19 protein-coding genes and 1 tRNA gene are annotated in these 18,655 nt (G+C 51.8%); 14 read left to right on the top strand and 6 right to left on the bottom strand.

The window, feature by feature from the left end:
* The first annotated feature begins 193 nt into the window (after positions 1-193).
* Positions 194-781 (top strand): hypothetical protein, encoded by a 588-nt coding sequence (locus LOS15_RS05380; protein ID WP_263068629.1) that lies wholly within the window; start codon positions 194-196, stop codon positions 779-781.
* Positions 782-821: 40 nt separating this feature from the next.
* Here the strand turns inward: LOS15_RS05380 and LOS15_RS05375 are convergent, their stop codons facing one another.
* Complete coding sequence (locus LOS15_RS05375; RefSeq protein WP_263068628.1) at positions 822-1,796, bottom strand: serine/threonine protein kinase; 975 nt, start codon at positions 1,794-1,796, stop codon at positions 822-824.
* 32 nt (positions 1,797-1,828) lie between these two features.
* Positions 1,829-2,206, bottom strand: coding sequence for a ComF family protein (locus LOS15_RS05370; protein WP_263068626.1), 378 nt, complete (start codon positions 2,204-2,206; stop codon positions 1,829-1,831).
* A 454-nt stretch (positions 2,207-2,660) separates the two neighbouring features.
* On the opposite strand from LOS15_RS05370, the gene LOS15_RS05365 reads away from it, so the two are divergent.
* The 3 genes from LOS15_RS05365 (at position 2,661) to LOS15_RS05355 (ending at position 4,563) form a co-directional block, all read left to right on the top strand.
* A tRNA-Leu gene (locus LOS15_RS05365) sits at positions 2,661-2,745 on the top strand.
* Between the two features lie 144 nt (positions 2,746-2,889).
* On the top strand, positions 2,890-3,519 hold the full coding sequence (locus LOS15_RS05360) for a hypothetical protein (protein ID WP_263068625.1): 630 nt from the start codon (positions 2,890-2,892) through the stop codon (positions 3,517-3,519).
* A 60-nt stretch (positions 3,520-3,579) separates the two neighbouring features.
* Complete coding sequence (locus LOS15_RS05355) at positions 3,580-4,563, top strand: hypothetical protein (protein WP_411537736.1); 984 nt, start codon at positions 3,580-3,582, stop codon at positions 4,561-4,563.
* Between the two features lie 91 nt (positions 4,564-4,654).
* Here the strand turns inward: LOS15_RS05355 and LOS15_RS05350 are convergent, their stop codons facing one another.
* A complete protein-coding gene (locus LOS15_RS05350; protein ID WP_263068623.1) occupies positions 4,655-5,416 on the bottom strand; it encodes an SDR family oxidoreductase in 762 nt (253 codons plus the stop codon).
* Positions 5,417-5,715: 299 nt separating this feature from the next.
* Here LOS15_RS05350 and LOS15_RS05345 point away from each other — a divergent pair, with 299 nt between their 5' ends.
* The 4 genes from LOS15_RS05345 to LOS15_RS05330 all read left to right on the top strand — a co-directional run bounded on the left by LOS15_RS05345 (position 5,716) and on the right by LOS15_RS05330 (position 9,329).
* Complete coding sequence (locus tag LOS15_RS05345) at positions 5,716-6,201, top strand: FxsA family protein (protein WP_263068622.1); 486 nt, start codon at positions 5,716-5,718, stop codon at positions 6,199-6,201.
* Between the two features lie 230 nt (positions 6,202-6,431).
* Positions 6,432-6,725, top strand: coding sequence for a co-chaperone GroES (locus LOS15_RS05340; protein WP_009095313.1), 294 nt, complete (start codon positions 6,432-6,434; stop codon positions 6,723-6,725).
* Positions 6,726-6,795: 70 nt separating this feature from the next.
* Complete coding sequence (gene groL, locus LOS15_RS05335) at positions 6,796-8,439, top strand: chaperonin GroEL (RefSeq protein WP_263068620.1); 1,644 nt, start codon at positions 6,796-6,798, stop codon at positions 8,437-8,439.
* Between the two features lie 155 nt (positions 8,440-8,594).
* Positions 8,595-9,329, top strand: a complete 735-nt coding sequence (locus LOS15_RS05330) for an RNA methyltransferase (RefSeq protein ID WP_263068619.1) — start codon at positions 8,595-8,597, stop codon at positions 9,327-9,329.
* A 119-nt stretch (positions 9,330-9,448) separates the two neighbouring features.
* Here the strand turns inward: LOS15_RS05330 and LOS15_RS05325 are convergent, their stop codons facing one another.
* On the bottom strand, positions 9,449-10,795 hold the full coding sequence (locus tag LOS15_RS05325) for a Na+/H+ antiporter family protein (RefSeq protein ID WP_263068617.1): 1,347 nt from the start codon (positions 10,793-10,795) through the stop codon (positions 9,449-9,451).
* A gap of 263 nt (positions 10,796-11,058) precedes the next feature.
* Here LOS15_RS05325 and LOS15_RS05320 point away from each other — a divergent pair, with 263 nt between their 5' ends.
* The 3 genes from LOS15_RS05320 (at position 11,059) to LOS15_RS05310 (ending at position 13,886) form a co-directional block, all read left to right on the top strand.
* Positions 11,059-12,453, top strand: a complete 1,395-nt coding sequence (locus LOS15_RS05320) for a GntP family permease (RefSeq protein WP_263068616.1) — start codon at positions 11,059-11,061, stop codon at positions 12,451-12,453.
* A gap of 96 nt (positions 12,454-12,549) precedes the next feature.
* A complete protein-coding gene (locus LOS15_RS05315; RefSeq protein WP_263068615.1) occupies positions 12,550-13,758 on the top strand; it encodes an MFS transporter in 1,209 nt (402 codons plus the stop codon).
* The gene (locus LOS15_RS05310; RefSeq protein WP_263068613.1) at positions 13,755-13,886 is read left to right on the top strand and encodes a hypothetical protein; all 132 of its coding nucleotides are present in this window, start codon (positions 13,755-13,757) and stop codon (positions 13,884-13,886) included. The genes LOS15_RS05315 and LOS15_RS05310 overlap by 4 nt, the downstream gene beginning before the upstream one ends.
* Here the strand turns inward: LOS15_RS05310 and LOS15_RS05305 are convergent.
* Entirely contained in the window at positions 13,878-15,080 is a 1,203-nt protein-coding gene (locus LOS15_RS05305) for an acetate/propionate family kinase (RefSeq protein ID WP_263068612.1), read from the bottom strand. The two genes, LOS15_RS05310 and LOS15_RS05305, sit on opposite strands and share 9 nt — an antisense overlap.
* Positions 15,081-15,086: 6 nt before the next feature.
* The gene (locus LOS15_RS05300) at positions 15,087-16,508 is read right to left on the bottom strand and encodes a bifunctional enoyl-CoA hydratase/phosphate acetyltransferase (RefSeq protein WP_263068611.1); all 1,422 of its coding nucleotides are present in this window, start codon (positions 16,506-16,508) and stop codon (positions 15,087-15,089) included.
* Positions 16,509-16,729: 221 nt separating this feature from the next.
* On the opposite strand from LOS15_RS05300, the gene LOS15_RS05295 reads away from it, so the two are divergent.
* Genes LOS15_RS05295 through LOS15_RS05285 form a run of 3 tightly spaced genes read left to right on the top strand, consistent with a single transcriptional unit; the run spans position 16,730 to position 18,643 of the window.
* Positions 16,730-17,494, top strand: coding sequence for a DUF1538 domain-containing protein (locus tag LOS15_RS05295; protein WP_263068609.1), 765 nt, complete (start codon positions 16,730-16,732; stop codon positions 17,492-17,494).
* Positions 17,491-18,303: a Na,Li,K/H(+) antiporter subunit UmpB gene (gene umpB, locus LOS15_RS05290; protein WP_263068608.1), complete on the top strand. Its 813-nt coding sequence runs from the start codon at positions 17,491-17,493 to the stop codon at positions 18,301-18,303. Before LOS15_RS05295 ends, umpB begins: the two co-directional genes overlap by 4 nt.
* Positions 18,293-18,643: a P-II family nitrogen regulator gene (locus tag LOS15_RS05285; RefSeq protein WP_263068606.1), complete on the top strand. Its 351-nt coding sequence runs from the start codon at positions 18,293-18,295 to the stop codon at positions 18,641-18,643. The genes umpB and LOS15_RS05285 overlap by 11 nt, the downstream gene beginning before the upstream one ends.
* Positions 18,644-18,655 lie beyond the last annotated feature (12 nt).

The following is an 18,655-nucleotide window of genomic DNA, read 5'->3' as shown; positions in this document are numbered from 1 at the left end:
TGCGCCAATCGTATACAGAAAATATACTCTGAAAAACATTTGTACAACTAAAAGCTGCATGCATGCTTATTTTAACGTACCTAGCCTCACTGTGGCAGAGTGCCGCGCTCCCCCGTTCGTGTCTATTTGAGCTGTGCTATGATAAGTCCCTATTTTGCTTTAATCGCAGCGTCAAATTTCGAGAGCACTCTACATGTCACTTAAATCAACATCTTTTTGGTTAACCACTCTCATCGGCTCAGCGTTGGCTGCCCCTCTTCAAGCCGCGGATAACTCTTTAACTCTGCCGGGTGGCGCTAGCATTGGCGTTGAGGTGGTCGAAAGCTTGCACCTTAGCGAAGAACAATCGCGTATTGCGGATATTTTACTGCACCCCGCACCCGCTAGTAGTGCAACGCATGAGCTGCCGGAGTACTGCGTTCTCGTCGCTAATGCTCAGTTAAGCGGTAACCGTATTCGGATGACAACTCAAGACGCAACGTGCATTGAAACCGATGAAGCAGAGAGCGCTATTTATTCTGGCGAATTCAAAGCCAGCGCTTATTCCGATGACGGTCAGTACGGCTTAGCGTGTGACAGTGGAGCATGTACACTCAGCCCTGGTGATTCGTTTGTCTTAACCCTTGATGAAAGCGTAAATATTTCTGCGCAAGACAACCCATCCGCAGAAATAAATGCTGCTCGACGTGAGACAAATGGTGAAGGCGTCGCCAATCCGATACCCGCCGACCGCCCTGCCCCCAGCGAAGCTAGTAACGCGCCCTCAACCTCGGCAGAGTAAAAGTGGCCTGGTCTGTGGTGTGCGCTAAATGATCACGCTCTCAGGCCAGCCAAATCGGCTTTTCAAGCTGTAAGCACTGTTGCTCTAATTGGCGAATATGCTGATCCCAATATCCGCTTTCTGCTAACCAGGGAAATGCGCGGGGAAAAGCGGGATCATCCCATCGTGAGACTAACCATGCAGTATGGCGAATTAAGCGGTAAGTCCTTAATGGTTCAATCAAAGCCATTTGTTGATGCGGAAATGGCAGCGTCTCTTCATAACCCTCAACAAATTCACTTAATTGTGCGCGCCAGCTATTAGGGTCGTTTACTGGAAGCAGCATCCATACGTCTTGGATAGCGGGTGCTGTAATACAGTCGTCAAAATCAACTAACGTGAATGCTTCATCTCTACCCAGCACATTCCCTAAATGGCAATCACCATGAGTCCGCATCATCGGTGTGGCATCAACAGCCTTCACGCCAGGCTGACGAAGAATTTTTTGAATAACCTGCTGGTAGCCGCGCCGCTGGTGTTTACTGAGCCACTGGCTCGCCAATACGCACGTTTCTGCTTCACTGATATCGCGCTCAAACTGCAACTGGCGCCGGTATTGAAAGGCTTTTCTACTCGCTACGTTATGAAGGCTGCCCAGCGCTTCTCCCAGAGCAAAAAGGTGGGTGGGATTCTCTAACTCAGGCGCTTGTCCCCCGCACTGGGGAAACAATGCAAACCGAAACTGCTGAAATTCATGCAACGAGCGGCCGTGACTATCCCGCCATGGTGCCATTACCGGCACATCTGCTTGGCGCAGCTCTTGCAGAAAATCGTGCTCTTCTTGAATCGCGTCATTACTCCAACGTCCAGGACGATAGAACTTGACTATCCAGCGGCTACCGTCATCATCGCGAAACATAAGCACACGGTTTTCGTAGCTGTTAAGCGCGAACGGTTCGCCAGCAGGCCAGACACCAATTGACTCAGCGGCAGACATAACGGTGTCGGGCGATAGCGCGTTAAACGGATGTGACATAAACCGCTCCTTGGAATGGGAGGCTTATTCTATCAACTCTTATCTAGCGGTGTACGGGCAGCCGCCCATATATCGACTCGTTCAGCACCCGCCTCAAGCGCGGCAACGGCTAACGCGTGTCCAGTTGCCCCTGTTGTGACCACATCATCAATAATCGTAACGTGTGCCGGTAATACTGAGCTCACTCGAAAAGCGCCCACCATGTTGGCCATTCGCTGACGGCGATTTAATGAGCGCTGTGAAGGCAAATGCTGGGTACTGGCAGCGCTAACAACAGGCAGCTCTAATCGTCGCCCAAGCTGGCTAGCGAGCCAGTGCGCTTGGTTAAAGCCCCGCTCCCGGGCACGAGCAGGATACATAGGCACTGGCAGCAGTGCGTCACCCAACGCAGGCGGGGGCCGCGTCAGCATCAGCTCCGCTATAAGAGTGCCTGCACGGGAAGAGGCATTAAACTTAAAGTCATGGAGCAACTCTATAATCGGCCCCTGATATAGTAGCTCAGCTACCGTCACTGTATACGCAGGAGGGCTTGTCATGCAGTGCCCGCATAGGGACTGATCTTGTGGATATGACGTACTCGTTAATGGGTCTTTACAGCGCAGACAACCCTTGTTGTTCCAAGGCAGGCCATGGAAACATTCATGGCACCAACCACTGCTGCACACTCCAGGGGCTAGGCAAAACGCGCAATAGCCTGGCAACCCGGCACGAAGCCAGTCAGTTGACTTGAGCATTGCCCGATTAAACCGATTCGTAACCCACTGCGTCAGATGCATACGCCACCCCCGCCTATTAGTGATAGCACCACAATACTTAAAGTATTGACATTAACAAAGAAGCTGTTAGTATATGCCTCGTCTTCAAGCGGATGTGGTGGAATTGGTAGACACGCTAGATTTAGGTTCTAGTGCCGTAAGGTGTGGGAGTTCGAGTCTCCCCATCCGCACCAATTTAAAAAAAACGGTTAGCCATCGGCTAGCCGTTTTTTTTGTTTTCTGCTTACCTCTACATCATCTCTCTAAGCTACTGACGAACACTTCTTTTTAGGCTAAGTTATTGTCCGTACGTACCTACAAGAGAAGGATCGCGTCCAATGGAGTGGCTTAGCGATAACGCCCAGGCAATTTCCGCCGTTACCAGTATATGCACACTATTAGTGTGGATATTTTATGCTCAATTGCTTTATAACGGTTATGTCCGCCAGCGGCGACCGCGCATTATTATTAACCGCGGCAAGGGTAACGGCATGGAAGCTCTTTGCCTCATCAGCAACATGAGCAATGAAGCTATTTATATCCAGCACCTGGTGGCTGTTCTGCACACTGAACAGGGGCGACATGCACTCGACGTTGTGGAGTATCAACAGGAGAGTGACGAAGATAAAGACACCAGCTACCGCACCCATCAAGGCCCACTTGCTTCAGGCGACTACCTGCATATTCAATCGTTCGGAAACATAGTGAACCAGGTCAAACGGCACTGGGAAATAGATGATGACATACTGCATAATCGCAGCATCCAACTTGAAATTCGCGTAATCGCTATTTACGGCTCTGAAGACATGCCGGTGGGTGCTTCACGTAGGTTTAACCTCGATATAGACGCAGCGCCAAACCACCAGCTTATTCCCGCCAGCGTAGACACAAGTCGGCTCAATGGTCGCAGACAACGAAAGCAAGTTCTTAAGTGGGCCAAAGAGATTGAAACCCACAAAGCGCAGTAGTCTTTCCTTTTACGCAAAGGCACCGATACACGCTACAGCTGAGATGACTCGATGCATAAAATGATAATGTTTGGCTGGCTTGGCTTGTTTACCGCATTGGCAACTAGTGCCTATGGTGAAGAAGAGGACAGCGATCTACCCGCCTGGGCGGAAGAGCAGGTAGAACCTTTTCGCGCTAGCGTGGGTAATTGGGTAGATAATACCTCACGCAACATTGACGCTTTTTTTGGCGGCGATCAATCAAGCGCTGTTAGTAACGAATCCTACCTTCGCCTTGGCCAGGAAATTGATTGGATGGAGGGTGAAGGCACCAGCGGAGATGTCAGCATACGTTATAGGATAGATTTACCCACCACCGAAGAGCGGTTGCGCTTAATCATCGAGAGCGACCCAGAAGAGTCACAAGGTACCTTAGCCGATCAAGGCTCAGGGCGGCTGTATAACGATCAGCGAGACCGACGCTCTTCAACGCTAGGCCTTGACTGGCTAGAGAGCCGCGATAAACGAGAAAACTGGAGCAACCGAATCGGTGCGGGCATACGCTTAAGATTGCCGCTTGACCCCTATGTGCGCTTTACCAGTGAACGGTTGTGGGATATTGGCGAAGGCCCCTGGCAACTCGAATCGTCTAACCGTGTATCGTGGTTTAACAATGAAGGCTATTCAGCGCGCACCCAGTGGGATATAGGCCGCCCTCTTTCCGATAACCGTCATCTACGCTTTATCACGACCGTACAGTGGCGCGAAGAAGAAGATACTCTAGAGTATAGCGAAGTTGCTGAACTGAACCAGCGCTTAAACAGTCGCAGCGCCTTGCGCTATTCTGCAATCGCCATTGGCGAAAGTGCGTCAAACCCACGTATGACCAACTACTACCTCCAAACTCGCTATCGTCGCGATGTTCACAAAGGCATTCTATTTGCCGATATTATTCCTGAACTACATTTTCAACGCGAAGTAAGCTACGACCCGCGGTGGGCGATGACGCTGCGCCTGGAGATGTATTTCCAACGAGAGATTAACCGCGACTATTTCAACTTCTAACACTGATTGTTACTGCCGCATATATATCAGAGGACGCATTGGCAATGACTGCCAATGCGTCCTAAACCTGCTTTATATCGCGGCCATTCAATCAAAGCCGCAAACCGCCATCACACTCGATAATACGTGCGGTGAAATAGTCGTTCTCGAAAATAAACGCAACGCTTTGGGCAATATTATCGGGCTCACCTAACTGCTTCAACGGCACGCTAGCGGCAATTTTTTCCAACATATCGGGCCGCATGGAAGCCGTCATGTCAGTCGCGATAAAACCTGGTGCCACTGTCCCCGTGCGAATGCCATAACGTGCGAGCTCCTTACCCCAGGTGACGGTTAACGCATGGATCCCCGCTTTAGCAGCGGCATAGTTACTCTGCCCCATGTTGCCAGCACGGGAAATACTGGAAATATTAACGATAACGCCTTGATGACCGGCTTCCACCATCTGGGTAGCCGCCTCGCGCCCGCAAAGGAACACCCCGGTTAAATTGACATCCAGCACTTTTTGCCACGATGACAGCGACATGCGTTTTTCGACCTTGCCATCTTTCGCCTTGATGAGCAGCGCATCGTCAGTCACACCTGCATTATTTATACAGCCGCTCACTGGCCCCATGCGAGTTGCTATATCGGCAAAGGCTGCTTGAACAGACTCTTCATTGGCAACATCAACCACAAAGGCCTGGGCATCAATTCGCTGGGAAGACAGTAATGAGACAGCCTCATCAAGCGCTTCAGCACTCCTATCTAATAGCGCCAAACGCGCGCCCTGGGCGCCCAATCGCTGCGCCGTGGCAAAACCCAACCCACGCGCACCGCCCGTAATAGCAATAATATTATCGGTCAACTGCATGTCACTCTCCTTCCACAAGATTTTTTTGAGCACTGGCACCACAACTCAGTTACAAAACGGACGCTAACTGCTGCTATAACCACACCTAGCTTGGCGCCTATTAAATAAGTGCCGATTGCTTAGGTTCACTAGAAAAACCTCTGTCCATAAAAACCATATTGTGCACTGCAGCATAAGGTAAGCTGTGCAAAAAATCGAGTCGTCAAACGTCTTTGGGCCAACGCAAAGCCGCTGAAAGCTGCTTGTTTTCTGATTTTCTGCCACCATATTGTGCGATTACGTCTGCTGTGGAGCGCATTATGCCCATCCTCCTTTTTATATCGCTTTTCACCTTACTCGATTTTGTGCTGCTTTTTTCCGTTGGTAGTCAAATAGGCTTACTGACGACGTTACTGTTAGTGGTTGGCACCGGCTTTGTGGGTCTGCACTTAATTCGTAAAGAAGGGGTATCCACATTTGCCCGAGCCAAGCAGCGCATGCAAGCTGGTGAAATTCCATCCAATGAACTACTCACCGGTGCAGCGCTTATTTTTGGTGGTGCCCTACTCATGGCCCCAGGGTTTCTTTCAGACGCCTTAGGTCTCGCCTGCCTAATGCCTACTGCTCGCCAACTTATGCTGAAAGCCCTTACTTGGCTGGGGCTTAAAACGGCTCATAAACAGCATTATCAAGCTGACGCTTCTTACCAGCGACAAAGCCAGCGCCATGATCACGAGCCGGAGCACTCGAACGGCCCCCTTGAAGGCGATTTTATTAGCCGTGACGACGCTTCTAGGCGGCACTAAGTGCTTATTAGGCAAGAAAATTGCGAATACGCAATTTTTTTCTTGCCGCCCCCTTGAAAGGCTCTGGCCAGCCCCCACTTTTGAGGCAGAGACAAATTCGGCGAAAGCAGATGCTTTTCGCCATTAACATGAAGGCATGTGCCTTCACTTTTCGCGGCCAGTTCGGCCTCGAAAGTTCCTTTTAAGCTAATAGCCTTCATAGGCTTGACGATACTCAGGAGAACGTGAGCATGAATATCCGTCCTTTGCACGATCGCGTCGTAATTCGCCGCAAGGAAGAAGAGCAGAAAACAGCTGGCGGCATCGTGCTACCGGGTAACGCGCAAGAAAAACCCACGCGTGGCGAAATCCTGGCGGTGGGTAACGGCCGTATTCTTGAAAGTGGTGACGTACGCCCATTAGACGTCAAAGTTGGCGACACCGTTATTTTTAAAGACGGTTACGGCGTAGAAAAGCAGAAAATTGATGGTGAAGAAGTGTTGATCATGAGCGAAGCCGATATTTTGGCGGTCGTTGAAGGCTAACTGTTACGGCAGCTACGCCTTTCAATTATTTACTTTCACATTTTTATATTCAATTTAGGAAGTAACAAACATGTCAGCTAAACAAGTTAAGTTCTCTGATGATGCCCGTAAACGCATGGCGCGTGGCGTTGACGTACTTGCCAATGCCGTAAAAGTCACCTTGGGTCCGAAAGGTCGCAACGTGGTGCTCGACAAATCGTTTGGCGCGCCAACCGTTACTAAAGACGGCGTATCTGTCGCTAAAGAGATCGAACTGAAAGATAAGTTCGAAAACATGGGCGCACAGATGGTTAAGGAAGTTGCTTCCAAGACGTCTGATGCCGCTGGTGACGGTACCACTACAGCCACCGTTCTGGCACAAGCAATTGTCGCGGAAGGCCTTAAAGGCGTGACTGCTGGTATGAATCCGATGGATCTCAAGCGCGGCATCGACCAAGCCGTCGCCGCTGCGGTTAAAGAGATCCAAGCGATGTCTGTTCCCTGCACCGACACCAAGTCGATTGCCCAGGTCGGTACGATTTCTGCCAACGGCGACAAGCGCATCGGTGAAATCATCGCTGAAGCGATGGAAAAAGTCGGTAAAGAAGGCGTCATCACCGTTGATGAAGGCCGTGGCTTTGAAGACGAGCTAGAAGTGGTTGAAGGCATGCAGTTTGATCGCGGCTACCTCTCTCCTTACTTCGTTACCAACCAGGACACCATGACGGTTGAGCTGGAAGATCCTTACATCCTGTTAGTGGATAAAAAGATCTCCAACATCCGTGAGCTGCTACCGGTTCTCGAAGCCGTTGCTAAGCAAGGCAAGCCGCTGGCGATCATCGCTGAAGATATCGAAGGCGAAGCCTTAGCAACGCTAGTTGTAAACAACATGCGCGGTATCGTTAAAGTAGCCGCTGCGAAAGCGCCTGGTTTCGGTGACCGTCGTAAATCCATGCTGCAGGATATCGCTATCCTGACCAACGGCACTGTGATTTCTGAAGAAGTTGGCCTAACGCTTGAGCAAGCAAACCTGGATCACCTGGGTACCGCTAAGCGTATGACCATGTCGAAAGAAAACACCACCATCATTGATGGCTCTGGTGCAGAGGGCGATATCGAAGCACGCGTTAACCAAATCCGCGCGCAAATCGAAGACACCTCTTCTGACTACGACAAAGAGAAGCTGCAAGAGCGCGTTGCCAAACTGGCAGGCGGTGTTGCCGTTATCCGTGTCGGTGCGGCAACCGAAGTAGAAATGAAAGAGAAGAAAGCACGCGTTGAAGATGCTCTGCACTCAACCCGTGCTGCCGTCGAAGAAGGCGTTGTACCTGGCGGCGGCACCGCCCTAGTTCGCGTCATGGCGACCGTACAAGGCCTGACTGGCGACAACGAAGACCAGAACCACGGCATCAACATGGCACTGCGCGCTATGCAGTCTCCGCTGCGTCAGATTGTGACCAACGCGGGTGAAGAAGCTGCTGTTGTTATCAACCGCGTGAAAGATGGCGAAGGAAACTTCGGCTACAACGCACAAACTGGCGAGTACGGCGACCTGTTTGAAATGGGCGTACTGGATCCGGCGAAAGTAACCCGTACTGCTCTGCAGTCTGCCGGTTCCGTTGCTGGCCTCATGATCACCACTGAGTGCATGATCGCTGACGACCCAGAAGAGAAAGAAGCCGCTCCTGATATGGGTGGTATGGGCGGAATGGGTGGCATGGGCGGCATGATGTAATGCACCCCTGAGCCTATCGCTCTGACGTTTCACGTCGCTAAGAACCCCGCCACGGCGGGGTTCTTTTATTTAACACTCCCCGTTCCACCTCTAACGGTCGTTAAAATCATGCTACTATCAGCGCCTTTATCCGGCAGCTGTAGGTCTTCATCACCGTGCTTTCCAATATTCGCATCGTACTCGTTCAAACCTTCCACCCTGGCAACATTGGCGCTGCTGCTCGCGCAATGAAAACTATGGGCTTATCCGAGCTTGTACTGGTCAATCCACGGGCTTTTCCTGATGAGGAAGCAACGCGCTTAGCGGCTGGCGCTCAGGATGTGCTGGACAATGCGCGCGTGGTTAGCTCATTGGATGCGGCGGTGATGGACTGCGTTCAGGTCGTCGGTGCCAGTGCCCGCTTGCGCAGCCTGCCCTTACCCCACTATGACGAACCTGATGACATGTCGTTTGACGTCATTCAAAATGCACACACCGCTCCGGTAGCCTTGGTGTTCGGGCGGGAACGTTCGGGCCTGACAAACGACGAAATTCGCTGTTGCACACACCAAGTCAGCATTCCTGCCAACCCAGAGTATGGCATCCTGAATCTTTCTCAAGCGGTACAGATCCTAGCCTATGAGGTACATCGGGCCTGGCGCAAGCGTGATATGAACGGCTTTGAGTATCAGCGTCCGCTAGAAGCAACGCCGCCCAGCCGTGAACAATTTGGTTACTTTCAAGAGCATCTTGGCCGCCTGATGCAACAAAGTGGCTTTTTAACCCAGCCCCACGCCCGCACCGAAGAGCAGCTTCAAACCCTCTTTGCCCGAGCGCAGCCGAGCCGGAAAGAGCTTTCTCTGCTACGCGGCCTGCTAAGTGCTTTTGAAACGCACTTACCCAAACAGTAGCAACGATAGCTTCTGGCACACGACAAAAAAGGGCAGCTCATCGCTGCCCTTTCCACTATCTATTTTCCACTACGTATTTTACGACTCACCGCAGTTAACGCGGTAAATATTACTCTCGTTTATAACGACATGGCCGCCAGCCAGCCAAACGCGATCAGCGGAATATTATAGTGCAAGAAAGTCGGCACCACGCTGTCCCACATGTGGTCGTGCTGGCCATCAACGTTTAAACCCGACGTTGGCCCTAAGGTGGAGTCCGATGCAGGCGAGCCTGCATCCCCCAATGCTGCAGCGGTCCCCACCAGCACGACGGTTGCCATGGGCGAAAAGCCAAACTGAACAGCCAGCGGCACGAAAATAGCGGCAATGATCGGAATAGTAGAAAACGAAGAACCAATACCCAGCGTAATGAAAAGACCTACCAACAGCATCACCAAGGCGGCTAGCCCACGGTTATCGCCAAACAGATCGAAGGCACCCTCTACCAGAGACTCGATATCGCCGGTGGTTTTCATTACCTCGGCAAAGCCCGCCGCTGAAATCATGATAAACCCAATCAGCGCCATCATACGCATACCGCTGGTAAACAGGTCATCCGCCTCGCGCCATTTAAAAATACCGCCTAGCGAAAGTAAGCCAATACCCACTAACCCGCCCACGATCATTGAACCGGTATAAAGCTGCAAACCCAGTGCTGCTACGATAGCGACACCCGACATAATCAACCCCAACACATGGGGCTCAGCAGGCGTTGGCGCCTGTTGGTGGGCATTCGCGACCAACGCTTTGCTCGCATAGTGGCGCTGGCCACGGTAGCTAAACAACAGCGCAACCACTAAGCCAATGGCCATGCCACCTACGGGTATTGCCATCGCCATCGGCACCATACTTCTGGTGATTTCTAACCCCAGCTGTTCCCCAGCACTGTTTAAGTTGGCTAGCAAAATGTCGTTCAAAAAAATGGCACCAAAGCCAACGGGCAAAAGCATATAGGGCGCTGTTAAGCCGAAGGTAAGCGCGCAGGCAACTGCACGGCGGTCCAGCTGAAGCCGGTTCATGACGGCAAGTAGCGGAGGAATGAGCACCGGAATAAACGCGATGTGAACTGGAATGGCGTTCTGCGATGAAATAGCCACCAACAGCACGGCTACTAACAGCAGTGTTTTCACTCGCGCTTGATGAACCACCGACGCCTCCTTGCCCAGCATCGTAATAAGCCGGTTAGCCAGCATGTCGGGTAATCCCGAGCGAGAAATCGCCACGGCAAAAGCACCCAACGTTGCATAGGCTAGCGCCACCTGAGCACCGCCACCGACACCTTCGTTAAAGGCACTAAGCGTTTCATCAAGCGACAATCCCCCAATCAGCCCGCCAACTAACGCACCGACTACCAGCGCAAATACAACAGACACACGTAGAAGCGACAGTGCCACCATCACTAGCACTGCAATAATGACTGCATTCATGGAAATACCCAGAGCAATTGTAAGGTCGTTACCGCTGAAGGTGGCAAATACTACCAGATGAAAGCCACTTAAGCAGGCACTAACTAAAACGCAGTGGAGCAATCTAGCCCTCTGACCGCTCTATCTAGCGCTGTTTTACTCGCCCAAGCATCGACTTTAGTCTAATAACCATTGCTGCTTTGCAACATGCCCCTTAGTATGCCTGCCTTTCTGTACGCGCGATAATCACTAATTTAGTTTTTACAAACTTATCAGGAGCCTACATGGGCATGCTGGCTATTATCATTTCACTCGTCTTACTGATGTTTCTCGCCTATCGGGGCATCTCAGTCCTGCTGCTGGCACCGCTGATGGCCTCTCTGGCAGTGCTTCTTTCAGGAGACGTCGCCTTCTTACTCCCTATTTACACCGACACCTTTATGAAAGCGCTGGGGAACTATGTTATTCAATTTTTCCCCCTCTTTTTGCTGGGTGCACTCTTTGGTCAGCTAATGGCAGACTCAGGGGCTGCTCAATCTATTTCAAATGGTATTGTTAAGCGCTTGGGCACCCATCATGTGGTGCTCACTGTAGTGATTGCATGCGCGGTATTAACCTATGGCGGCGTCTCACTCTTTGTTGTGGCCTTCGCCATATATCCGATTAGCCGCGAGCTGTTTCGCCAAGCCAACGTGCCTAAGCGCTTGATTCCTGCGTCGATTGCTCTTGGTTCTTTTACGTTCACCATGACAGCACTGCCAGGTACGCCAGCCATCCAAAACGCTATTCCTATTCCCTATTTCGTTACAAATAGCTTTGCAGCTCCCGGCCTGGGCATCATTGCTGGGCTCATTATGTTAGGGCTTGGCATTTCTTACCTACAATCTCGCGTTAAAAAAGCAGCGGCCAATCACGAAGGTTATGGCCAGCATACCGAACGCGAGGCCGACGCAACCGATAACATCGCTGCCATGCCCTCTATGCCGCTAGTAGTAGCACTAATACCGCTGGTGATGGTGATTGGCCTTAACGCGCTCTTTACCTACGGCGTTTTTCCCGCCATGGACCTTAGCTTTATGAGCGATGCCTTTGAGAATGTAACGCCTAGCCGGCAAACAGGACTGTGGGCAATTTTAATTGCTCTGCTGAGTGCTTCTAGCTGGTTGATTATTAGCCATTGGCGGCACTGGGAAAACCTCAAGGAGACCATTAACAAGGGCTGTTTTGGCTCTTTATTACCCATCTTCAATACCGCATCAGAAGTAGGCTACGGAGCGGTGATCGCTAGCCTCGCCGGGTTTGCGATTATTCGCGATGCCGTACTGAATATCTCACCGGGTAACCCACTCGTTTCCGAAGCGCTGGCGATGAGCGTGTTAGCAGGCATTACCGGCTCCTCTTCAGGCGGGCTATCCATTGCCCTTGAAACCCTAGGCAGCGAATACTTAATGATGGCGGCACAGGCAGGAATTAATCCAGAGCTGATGCATCGGGTTGCAACGCTTGCAGCAGGCGGCATGGATACCCTGCCCCACTCAGGCGCGGTGATTACCCTGCTGGCTATTTGCGGCTTAACGCACCGGCAGTCGTACGGTCACTTAGCAATGGTTACCATTGCGTTACCTATCGCGGCACTGGTGAGCGTTATTACCCTCGGCACGCTATTTGGTAGTTTCTAAATCCAGTCAAGCCATGCGATAGTAAGTAGGCTAACGGCATTCGTATTCGTGTGCCTATAAACCTCTAATCCTCAGCCCAAAATAACGAGACTTAACATGGCTACCTCAAGGCAAAAAACGCTGCTTTTCATTTTACTGGCGAGCCTCGTCATATCTACCGCCATGGGGCTTCGCCATGGATTTGGACTCTTTATTGAACCCATGAGCAGTGATTTTGGTTGGGGACGTGGGGTATTTGCCTTTGCGCTAGCCGTGCAAAATCTTATCTGGGGGCTTTCTCAGCCTTTTACCGGCGCACTGGCGGATCGTTTTGGCGCCGCCAGAATTATCGCTATAAGCGGCATACTCTACGTCCTTGGGCTCTGTTTTATGAGCCTTTCGACCAGCGCGCTAGGGATGACGCTGAGCGCGGGGTTACTGATCGGTCTCGGCCTTTCTGGAACCACATTCTCGGTCATTTTAGGCGCCGTGGGGCGCGCAGTCGCTCCAGAAAAGCGCAGTATGGCGATGGGGATTGTCAGCGCAGCGGGTTCGTTTGGCCAGTTTGCCATGCTGCCTGGAACGCTAGGGCTCATTGAGTGGCTAGGCTGGTCGGCAGCACTACTGGCCATGGGCGCCATTGCGGCATTTATGATTCCACTTGGCGCCATGCTCAAGGATCGCCCATCGCCTAAAGCACTCGGCGACTTAAGTCTACGCGACGCCCTCAATGAAGCGGCAAGCCAGAAAGGCTTTTGGCTACTCTGCCTGGGGTTCTTCGTGTGCGGTTTTCAGGTTGTGTTTATTGCGGTTCACTTGCCTGGTTATCTTTTTGATAACGGTCTTTCAGTACAAGTTGGCACCACGGTATTGGCACTGGTGGGGCTGTTTAACATAGTGGGCACCTACACGGCAGGCTGGCTAGGCGGCATATGGTCTAAACCGCGCCTGCTGAGCTGGCTTTATCTGATTCGCGGCGCGGTTATTGCAGCGTTTATTGTCCTTCCGCTAACGGCGACTAGCGCCTATGTGTTTGGTATCGTGATGGGGCTGCTATGGCTTTCAACCGTGCCGCTCACCAATGGAATAGTCGCTTCGGTGTTTGGTGTCCGTCATTTATCCATGCTGGGCGGTATTGTTTTCTTGTTTCACCAACTCGGTTCATTTATGGGCGTTTGGCTGGGTGGCTATATGTACGACCTTACGGGGCACTATGATACTGTTTGGCAAATTTCGATCATACTTTCCCTAGCCGCCGCAGCGTTGCATTGGTTTATTAGCGAAAAGCCGCTTGCTCGCCCAGCACATTCACAGGTGACGTTATGAAAAGCACCATGACAGTAGCCGCCATGCTTTTAGCGGCCGCGTTAGCCGCAGGCGGGATTGCACTTGCCTGGTGGGGCTGGCAAACGCTGGATGGCTCGCTACTTCTCTTAGGGAGTCGCTTATGCTGAGCGTTGGTGCATAAACTGCGCGCAGTACCAAGCCATCATTCGCGCTTCATCGGTGGGTATTATCCACGCGCCCACCTTACTACACGCGGGTGAAATACGGGCCGCATGAAGGGCGTTAGCGCTGCTGTCTAGAGCAACTCCCAGCCAAGCACACTGCTTCACTACCTGCTCACGTATATACGCGGCATTTTCGCCTACCCCAGCGGTGAAAATAAGCTGATCCAGCCCACCCAAGGCGGCGGCTAGACTGCCTATTTCCCGAGCGATTCGGTAAGCATAAAGCGATAGCGCCTCTTCAGCCTCTGGGGCGTCGCTTTCCAGCAGCTCTCGGACATCGCCACTGATATCCGAAACACCGAGCAACCCTGAACGCTTATAAAGCATCGTTTCCACCTCTTCAGGCGACATGCCTTCTCGCTGAATGAGGTGCAACACTAAACCAGGGTCGACGCTGCCTGAGCGCGTGCCCATAGGCAGCCCTTCTAGCGCTGTAAAGCCCATTGTCGATGCCACACTGCGCCTATTCTGCAGCGCGCATAAACTAGCCCCGTTGCCTAAGTGCGCCACAATAATGCGCTGTTTACTCGCCTCCTCAGGTAAGTAGCTATCCAGTACACGGCTGATATAGTCATAAGAGAGGCCGTGAAAACCGTACCGAATTAGCCCTTTTTGGGTAAGCTCACGCGGCAGGGCAAAATGGCGCGCCACGCTAGGCTGCTCAGCGTGGAACGCCGTGTCGAAACAGGCAATTTGGGCGACGTCCGGATAGCGCTGCACTAATTGCTTAATAGGCGCTAGCCCATGAGGTTGATGTAACGGTGCCAAACTGTTTAGCTCACTTAACGCGTCTAGTTGCTCTGCTGCCACCTTAATAGGCGCCTGATAGTCACGCCCACCGTGCACAACTCGGTGACCGATTGCTGCTATTGAGCCGTTCTCATCGGCCTCTAGCCACGCCATCAACGATGACAATGCCTCTTCATGAGTGGCGGATGGCGCTAAGCCACCTAACGAGAGAGCCTCACCTTGGGCATCGTTTAGGCGAACGGCTTCACGCCCACGGCTCCCAATGCCAGAAAAGTGTCCTTCAACCTTCAGCGTTAGCGCGTCAAGGGTCAGCGGCGCTTCATTCGGCGCCAGATAAAGCCCAAACTTGATGCTCGATGAACCACTGTTGATCACCATTATTTGCATAACCGCTTACTCGCCCTTTAATGCGTTGCTCTGCTGTTGCTGATAGTCGGCCAGCAACAGCGCTAGTGCGCAGGAAGCCATTCGCGTTAACGCATCATCAGCACGGCTCGTTAACACAATCGGCACCCGGGCACCAACCACAAGCCCAGCCCCCGTTGCATCAGCCAGGTGGCTTAATTGTTTCATGAGCATGTTGGCGGCTTCCAAGTCAGGCGCTAATAAGATATCGGCCTGCCCTGCCACGGAAGAATGAATACCCTTGGTTTTGGCTGCCGCTTCCGATACGGCATTATCGAACGCAAGCGGGCCATCCAGCGTTGCACCGGTGATCTGACCCCTATCCGCCATTTTGCACAGTGCCGCCGCATCAAGCGTAGAAATAATCTTTGGATTAATCGTTTCTACCGCCGAGAGAATAGCCACCTTGGGATTGTCATTACCCAGCGCATGGGCGAGCTCCACGGCATTTTGGATAATGTCGCGTTTTTGTTCCAACGTAGGATAAATAGTAATGGCGGCATCGGTAATGAATAGCGGACGCGGGTAAGTAGGCACATCAAATGCCATCACATGGCTCAGGCAGCGCTCGGTGCGCAGTCCCCCTTCCCGTTTAACCACCTCGTGCAGCAGTTCGCTTGTAGGCAACGAGCCTTTCATTAGTGCATCTACTTGGCCATCCCGTGCCAACGCCACCGCCTTGGCCGCAGCGGCATGGCTATGTGGGGTATCGATCAGCTCGAACGCACTAATATCAACATCAGCCGCATTCGCCGCTGCCTCAATTTTAGCCTTAGGCCCAACAAGCACAGGCACAATTAACCGCTGCGCAGCAGCCTCGACCGCGCCTCTTATAGAGCTCTCATCCACGGGATGGACGACAGCCATACGTAATGGCGCAGGATGGTCAGCGGCGGTGAGAATCTCATGGAGCCGCCCCCGCTCAGAGAGCCGAATAGCAGGAAGTTCTGCACGGGGACGGCGGATTTTTTCAGTAGGCGCCAGCACCTCCGCTTCGCCCTCAATCACAATGTCGCCATGCTGATTTCGGCATTCGCAGGCGAATATTACGTGATGGTTACGTGACTGTTTTTCCGTCACCTTAACCGCCACATGCAGCACATCACCCAAGCGAACCGGTGCCCTAAAACGCAGCGTTTGACCTAGGTAAATAGTACCAGGCCCAGGCAGTTCCGTTCCCAGCACCGTAGAGATAAGCGCTCCGCCCCACATTCCGTGAGCAACCACTTCTTGAAAGCGGCTTCTTTTCGCATAGTCATCGTCCACATGCGAAGGGTTGATATCTCCCGACATAATGGCAAACAGTTTGATATCATCCATGGTCAAGCGTTTTTCCAGGAATGCCCTATCGCCCACTTTTATTTCGTCAAACGTTCGATTTTCAATCACATCGCTGGAATGTGCTGACATTAACCGGCTCCCTGCATTAGAAGGTAGTAACGAGGACGCACTTAAAAAGGTGCCAGGCAAACGGCGCATGACCCCTGTGCTATTGCTGGCCCCACTAGATTGTAGTTATCAATAACCCAATCAACACGATTTAATCATGAGCAGGATCAAGACGACGACATAACGCTCTGAGTAAACTACCTAAATAACGCTATTTAAGACAAAAACCTCATGGATCCCTGATGAATTTCTTACTCTCTTTCTCACACCAACTGAGAGATAGCCTACGCGATCTGGCGCCTGTTGTATTAGTCATGGGCTTTTTTCAGCTGATAGTGATTCGGCAGCCTTTGCCCGACACGCTAGCACTACTTGATCTCTTTTTAGGGCTTCTTTTTGTTGTCATGGGGCTAGCCCTTTTCATCAAAGGGCTTGAGCTTGGCCTCTTTCCATTAGGTGAAAATTTAGCACGCGCATTTGTGCAGAAAGGCTCCGTAGCGTGGCTATTGGTGTTTGCTTTTGCTTTGGGCTTTGGCTCAACGGTGGCAGAACCTGCGCTTATTGCGGTCGCCGCGCGGGCTGGGGAAGTCGTGTCACAAAGTGGCTTAATTGCTGATACACCCAGCGCGCAAACCTCTTTTGCCTTTACGCTTCGCATGGTGGTCGCGGCCTCCGTGGGAACAGCCGTTGTGGTGGGAGTATTAAGGATTTTTAAAGGCTGGCCGCTACACCTAATGATTATTGCCGGTTATGTCATTGTTCTGCTACTGACGCTGGTGGCACCCAGCGAATTGGTAGGTATTGCCTATGACTCTGGCGGCGTTACCACCTCCACCATTACTGTACCGCTAGTGACCGCGCTGGGCGTTGGTCTTGCATCATCAATTAAAGGACGTAACCCCATGCTGGACGGCTTTGGTCTTATCGCCTTTGCCTCGGTGATGCCGATTATCTTTGTACTGTTATTCGGCATTTTTGGCTTGAGCTTAATGGAAGGCGCTGTATGAGCTTACTCATTACGTTTTGGGAAACACTGCGCGATATTCTGCCGATAGCCGCCATTATTTTTGGCTTTCAGTATCTTGTCATTCGTAAACCGGTTAAACGACTCCCCCAGGTACTCGCGGGCTTCCTAATGGTCTGGGTCGGGTTATCGTTTTTTTTAGTCGGTTTAGAACAGGCCCTTTTTCCTATGGGTGAGCTAATGGCCACTCAGTTAACCGAAGCAAGCTTTTTACCTGCGCTTGCCGAGGGTGCACAGCGCCACTGGAGCGACTACTACTGGGTTTATGTGTTCGCATTTGCGATCGGTGCCAGCACAACGATTGCCGAACCCTCACTTATTGCTGTTTCCATTAAGGCAGGCGAAATATCGGGCGGCACCATTAACCCCTTGATGCTGCGGATTGCCGTGGCACTTGGTATGGCATTTGGGATTACGCTTGGTACGTGGCGAATTGTCATGGGTTGGCCGCTACATTGGTTCGTGCTAGTGGCTTACTGTTTAGTCATCCTGCAAACCCTTCGCTCACCACGCTCTATCATTCCGCTTGCCTTTGACTCAGGTGGCGTTACCACATCGACCATTACGGTGCCTATTATTGCGGCGCTTGGGCTTGGCTTGGCTTCCGCTATTCCTGGCCGCAGCCCGCTAATGGATGGTTTTGGCATGATAGCACTTGCCTGCTTGTTCCCTATTATTACAGTGATGGGTTACGCCCAGATAGCCCAATGGCAAGACAACAGAAAACGGCCTGCTACCAATATGCCTGGGAATAGCATTCAAGAAAGTAAAGGAGACAGTAATGCGCTTTAAATTGATTGTAGCGATGGTTGAAGATGAACTCAGCGATGACATTCTGCAGGCCGCCCGCGACGCTGGGGCTACTGGCGCAACCGTTATCAACAATGCACGGGGCGAAGGGCTTAAAAAAGCACGAGGCATTTTTGGAATGGAGATCACTGCCCAGCGAGATGTCCTGCTTTTTTTAGCTGAGGAACACATCAGCCGGCATATATTGGAAGCGATTCAACAGGTAGGCGAGTTTGATGAAACGCCCGGCACGGGCATTGCGTTCCAAATTGATGTGGAAGATGCCGTTGGCGTTAAGCACCAGATCAAATCGCTATCAGAGTCGTTAACTCAGCCTTTATAACGCTTAAGGAAT

The sequence above is a fragment of the Halomonas sp. 7T genome, from assembly GCF_025643255.1.
Lineage (GTDB): Bacteria > Pseudomonadota > Gammaproteobacteria > Pseudomonadales > Halomonadaceae > Vreelandella.
Note: the sequence above shows the minus strand (reverse complement) of the source record. Positions and strands in the feature narration are given on the sequence as shown.

Bases quoted from the DNA above. Each gene is read 5' to 3' on its own strand.
- LOS15_RS05380 (WP_263068629.1), top strand. From the start codon at position 194: ATGTCACTTAAATCAACATCTTTTTGGTTAACCACTCTCATCGGCTCA.
- LOS15_RS05375 (WP_263068628.1), bottom strand. From the start codon at position 1,796: ATGTCACATCCGTTTAACGCGCTATCGCCCGACACCGTTATGTCTGCC.
- LOS15_RS05370 (WP_263068626.1), bottom strand. From the start codon at position 2,206: ATGCTGACGCGGCCCCCGCCTGCGTTGGGTGACGCACTGCTGCCAGTG.
- LOS15_RS05360 (WP_263068625.1), top strand. From the start codon at position 2,890: ATGGAGTGGCTTAGCGATAACGCCCAGGCAATTTCCGCCGTTACCAGT.
- LOS15_RS05355 (WP_411537736.1), top strand. From the start codon at position 3,580: ATGATAATGTTTGGCTGGCTTGGCTTGTTTACCGCATTGGCAACTAGT.
- LOS15_RS05350 (WP_263068623.1), bottom strand. From the start codon at position 5,416: ATGCAGTTGACCGATAATATTATTGCTATTACGGGCGGTGCGCGTGGG.
- LOS15_RS05345 (WP_263068622.1), top strand. From the start codon at position 5,716: ATGCCCATCCTCCTTTTTATATCGCTTTTCACCTTACTCGATTTTGTG.
- LOS15_RS05340 (WP_009095313.1), top strand. From the start codon at position 6,432: ATGAATATCCGTCCTTTGCACGATCGCGTCGTAATTCGCCGCAAGGAA.
- groL (WP_263068620.1), top strand. From the start codon at position 6,796: ATGTCAGCTAAACAAGTTAAGTTCTCTGATGATGCCCGTAAACGCATG.
- LOS15_RS05325 (WP_263068617.1), bottom strand. From the start codon at position 10,795: ATGAATGCAGTCATTATTGCAGTGCTAGTGATGGTGGCACTGTCGCTT.
- LOS15_RS05320 (WP_263068616.1), top strand. From the start codon at position 11,059: ATGGGCATGCTGGCTATTATCATTTCACTCGTCTTACTGATGTTTCTC.
- LOS15_RS05315 (WP_263068615.1), top strand. From the start codon at position 12,550: ATGGCTACCTCAAGGCAAAAAACGCTGCTTTTCATTTTACTGGCGAGC.
- LOS15_RS05310 (WP_263068613.1), top strand. From the start codon at position 13,755: ATGAAAAGCACCATGACAGTAGCCGCCATGCTTTTAGCGGCCGCGTTA.
- LOS15_RS05305 (WP_263068612.1), bottom strand. From the start codon at position 15,080: ATGCAAATAATGGTGATCAACAGTGGTTCATCGAGCATCAAGTTTGGG.
- LOS15_RS05300 (WP_263068611.1), bottom strand. From the start codon at position 16,508: ATGTCAGCACATTCCAGCGATGTGATTGAAAATCGAACGTTTGACGAA.
- LOS15_RS05295 (WP_263068609.1), top strand. From the start codon at position 16,730: ATGAATTTCTTACTCTCTTTCTCACACCAACTGAGAGATAGCCTACGC.
- umpB (WP_263068608.1), top strand. From the start codon at position 17,491: ATGAGCTTACTCATTACGTTTTGGGAAACACTGCGCGATATTCTGCCG.
- LOS15_RS05285 (WP_263068606.1), top strand. From the start codon at position 18,293: ATGCGCTTTAAATTGATTGTAGCGATGGTTGAAGATGAACTCAGCGAT.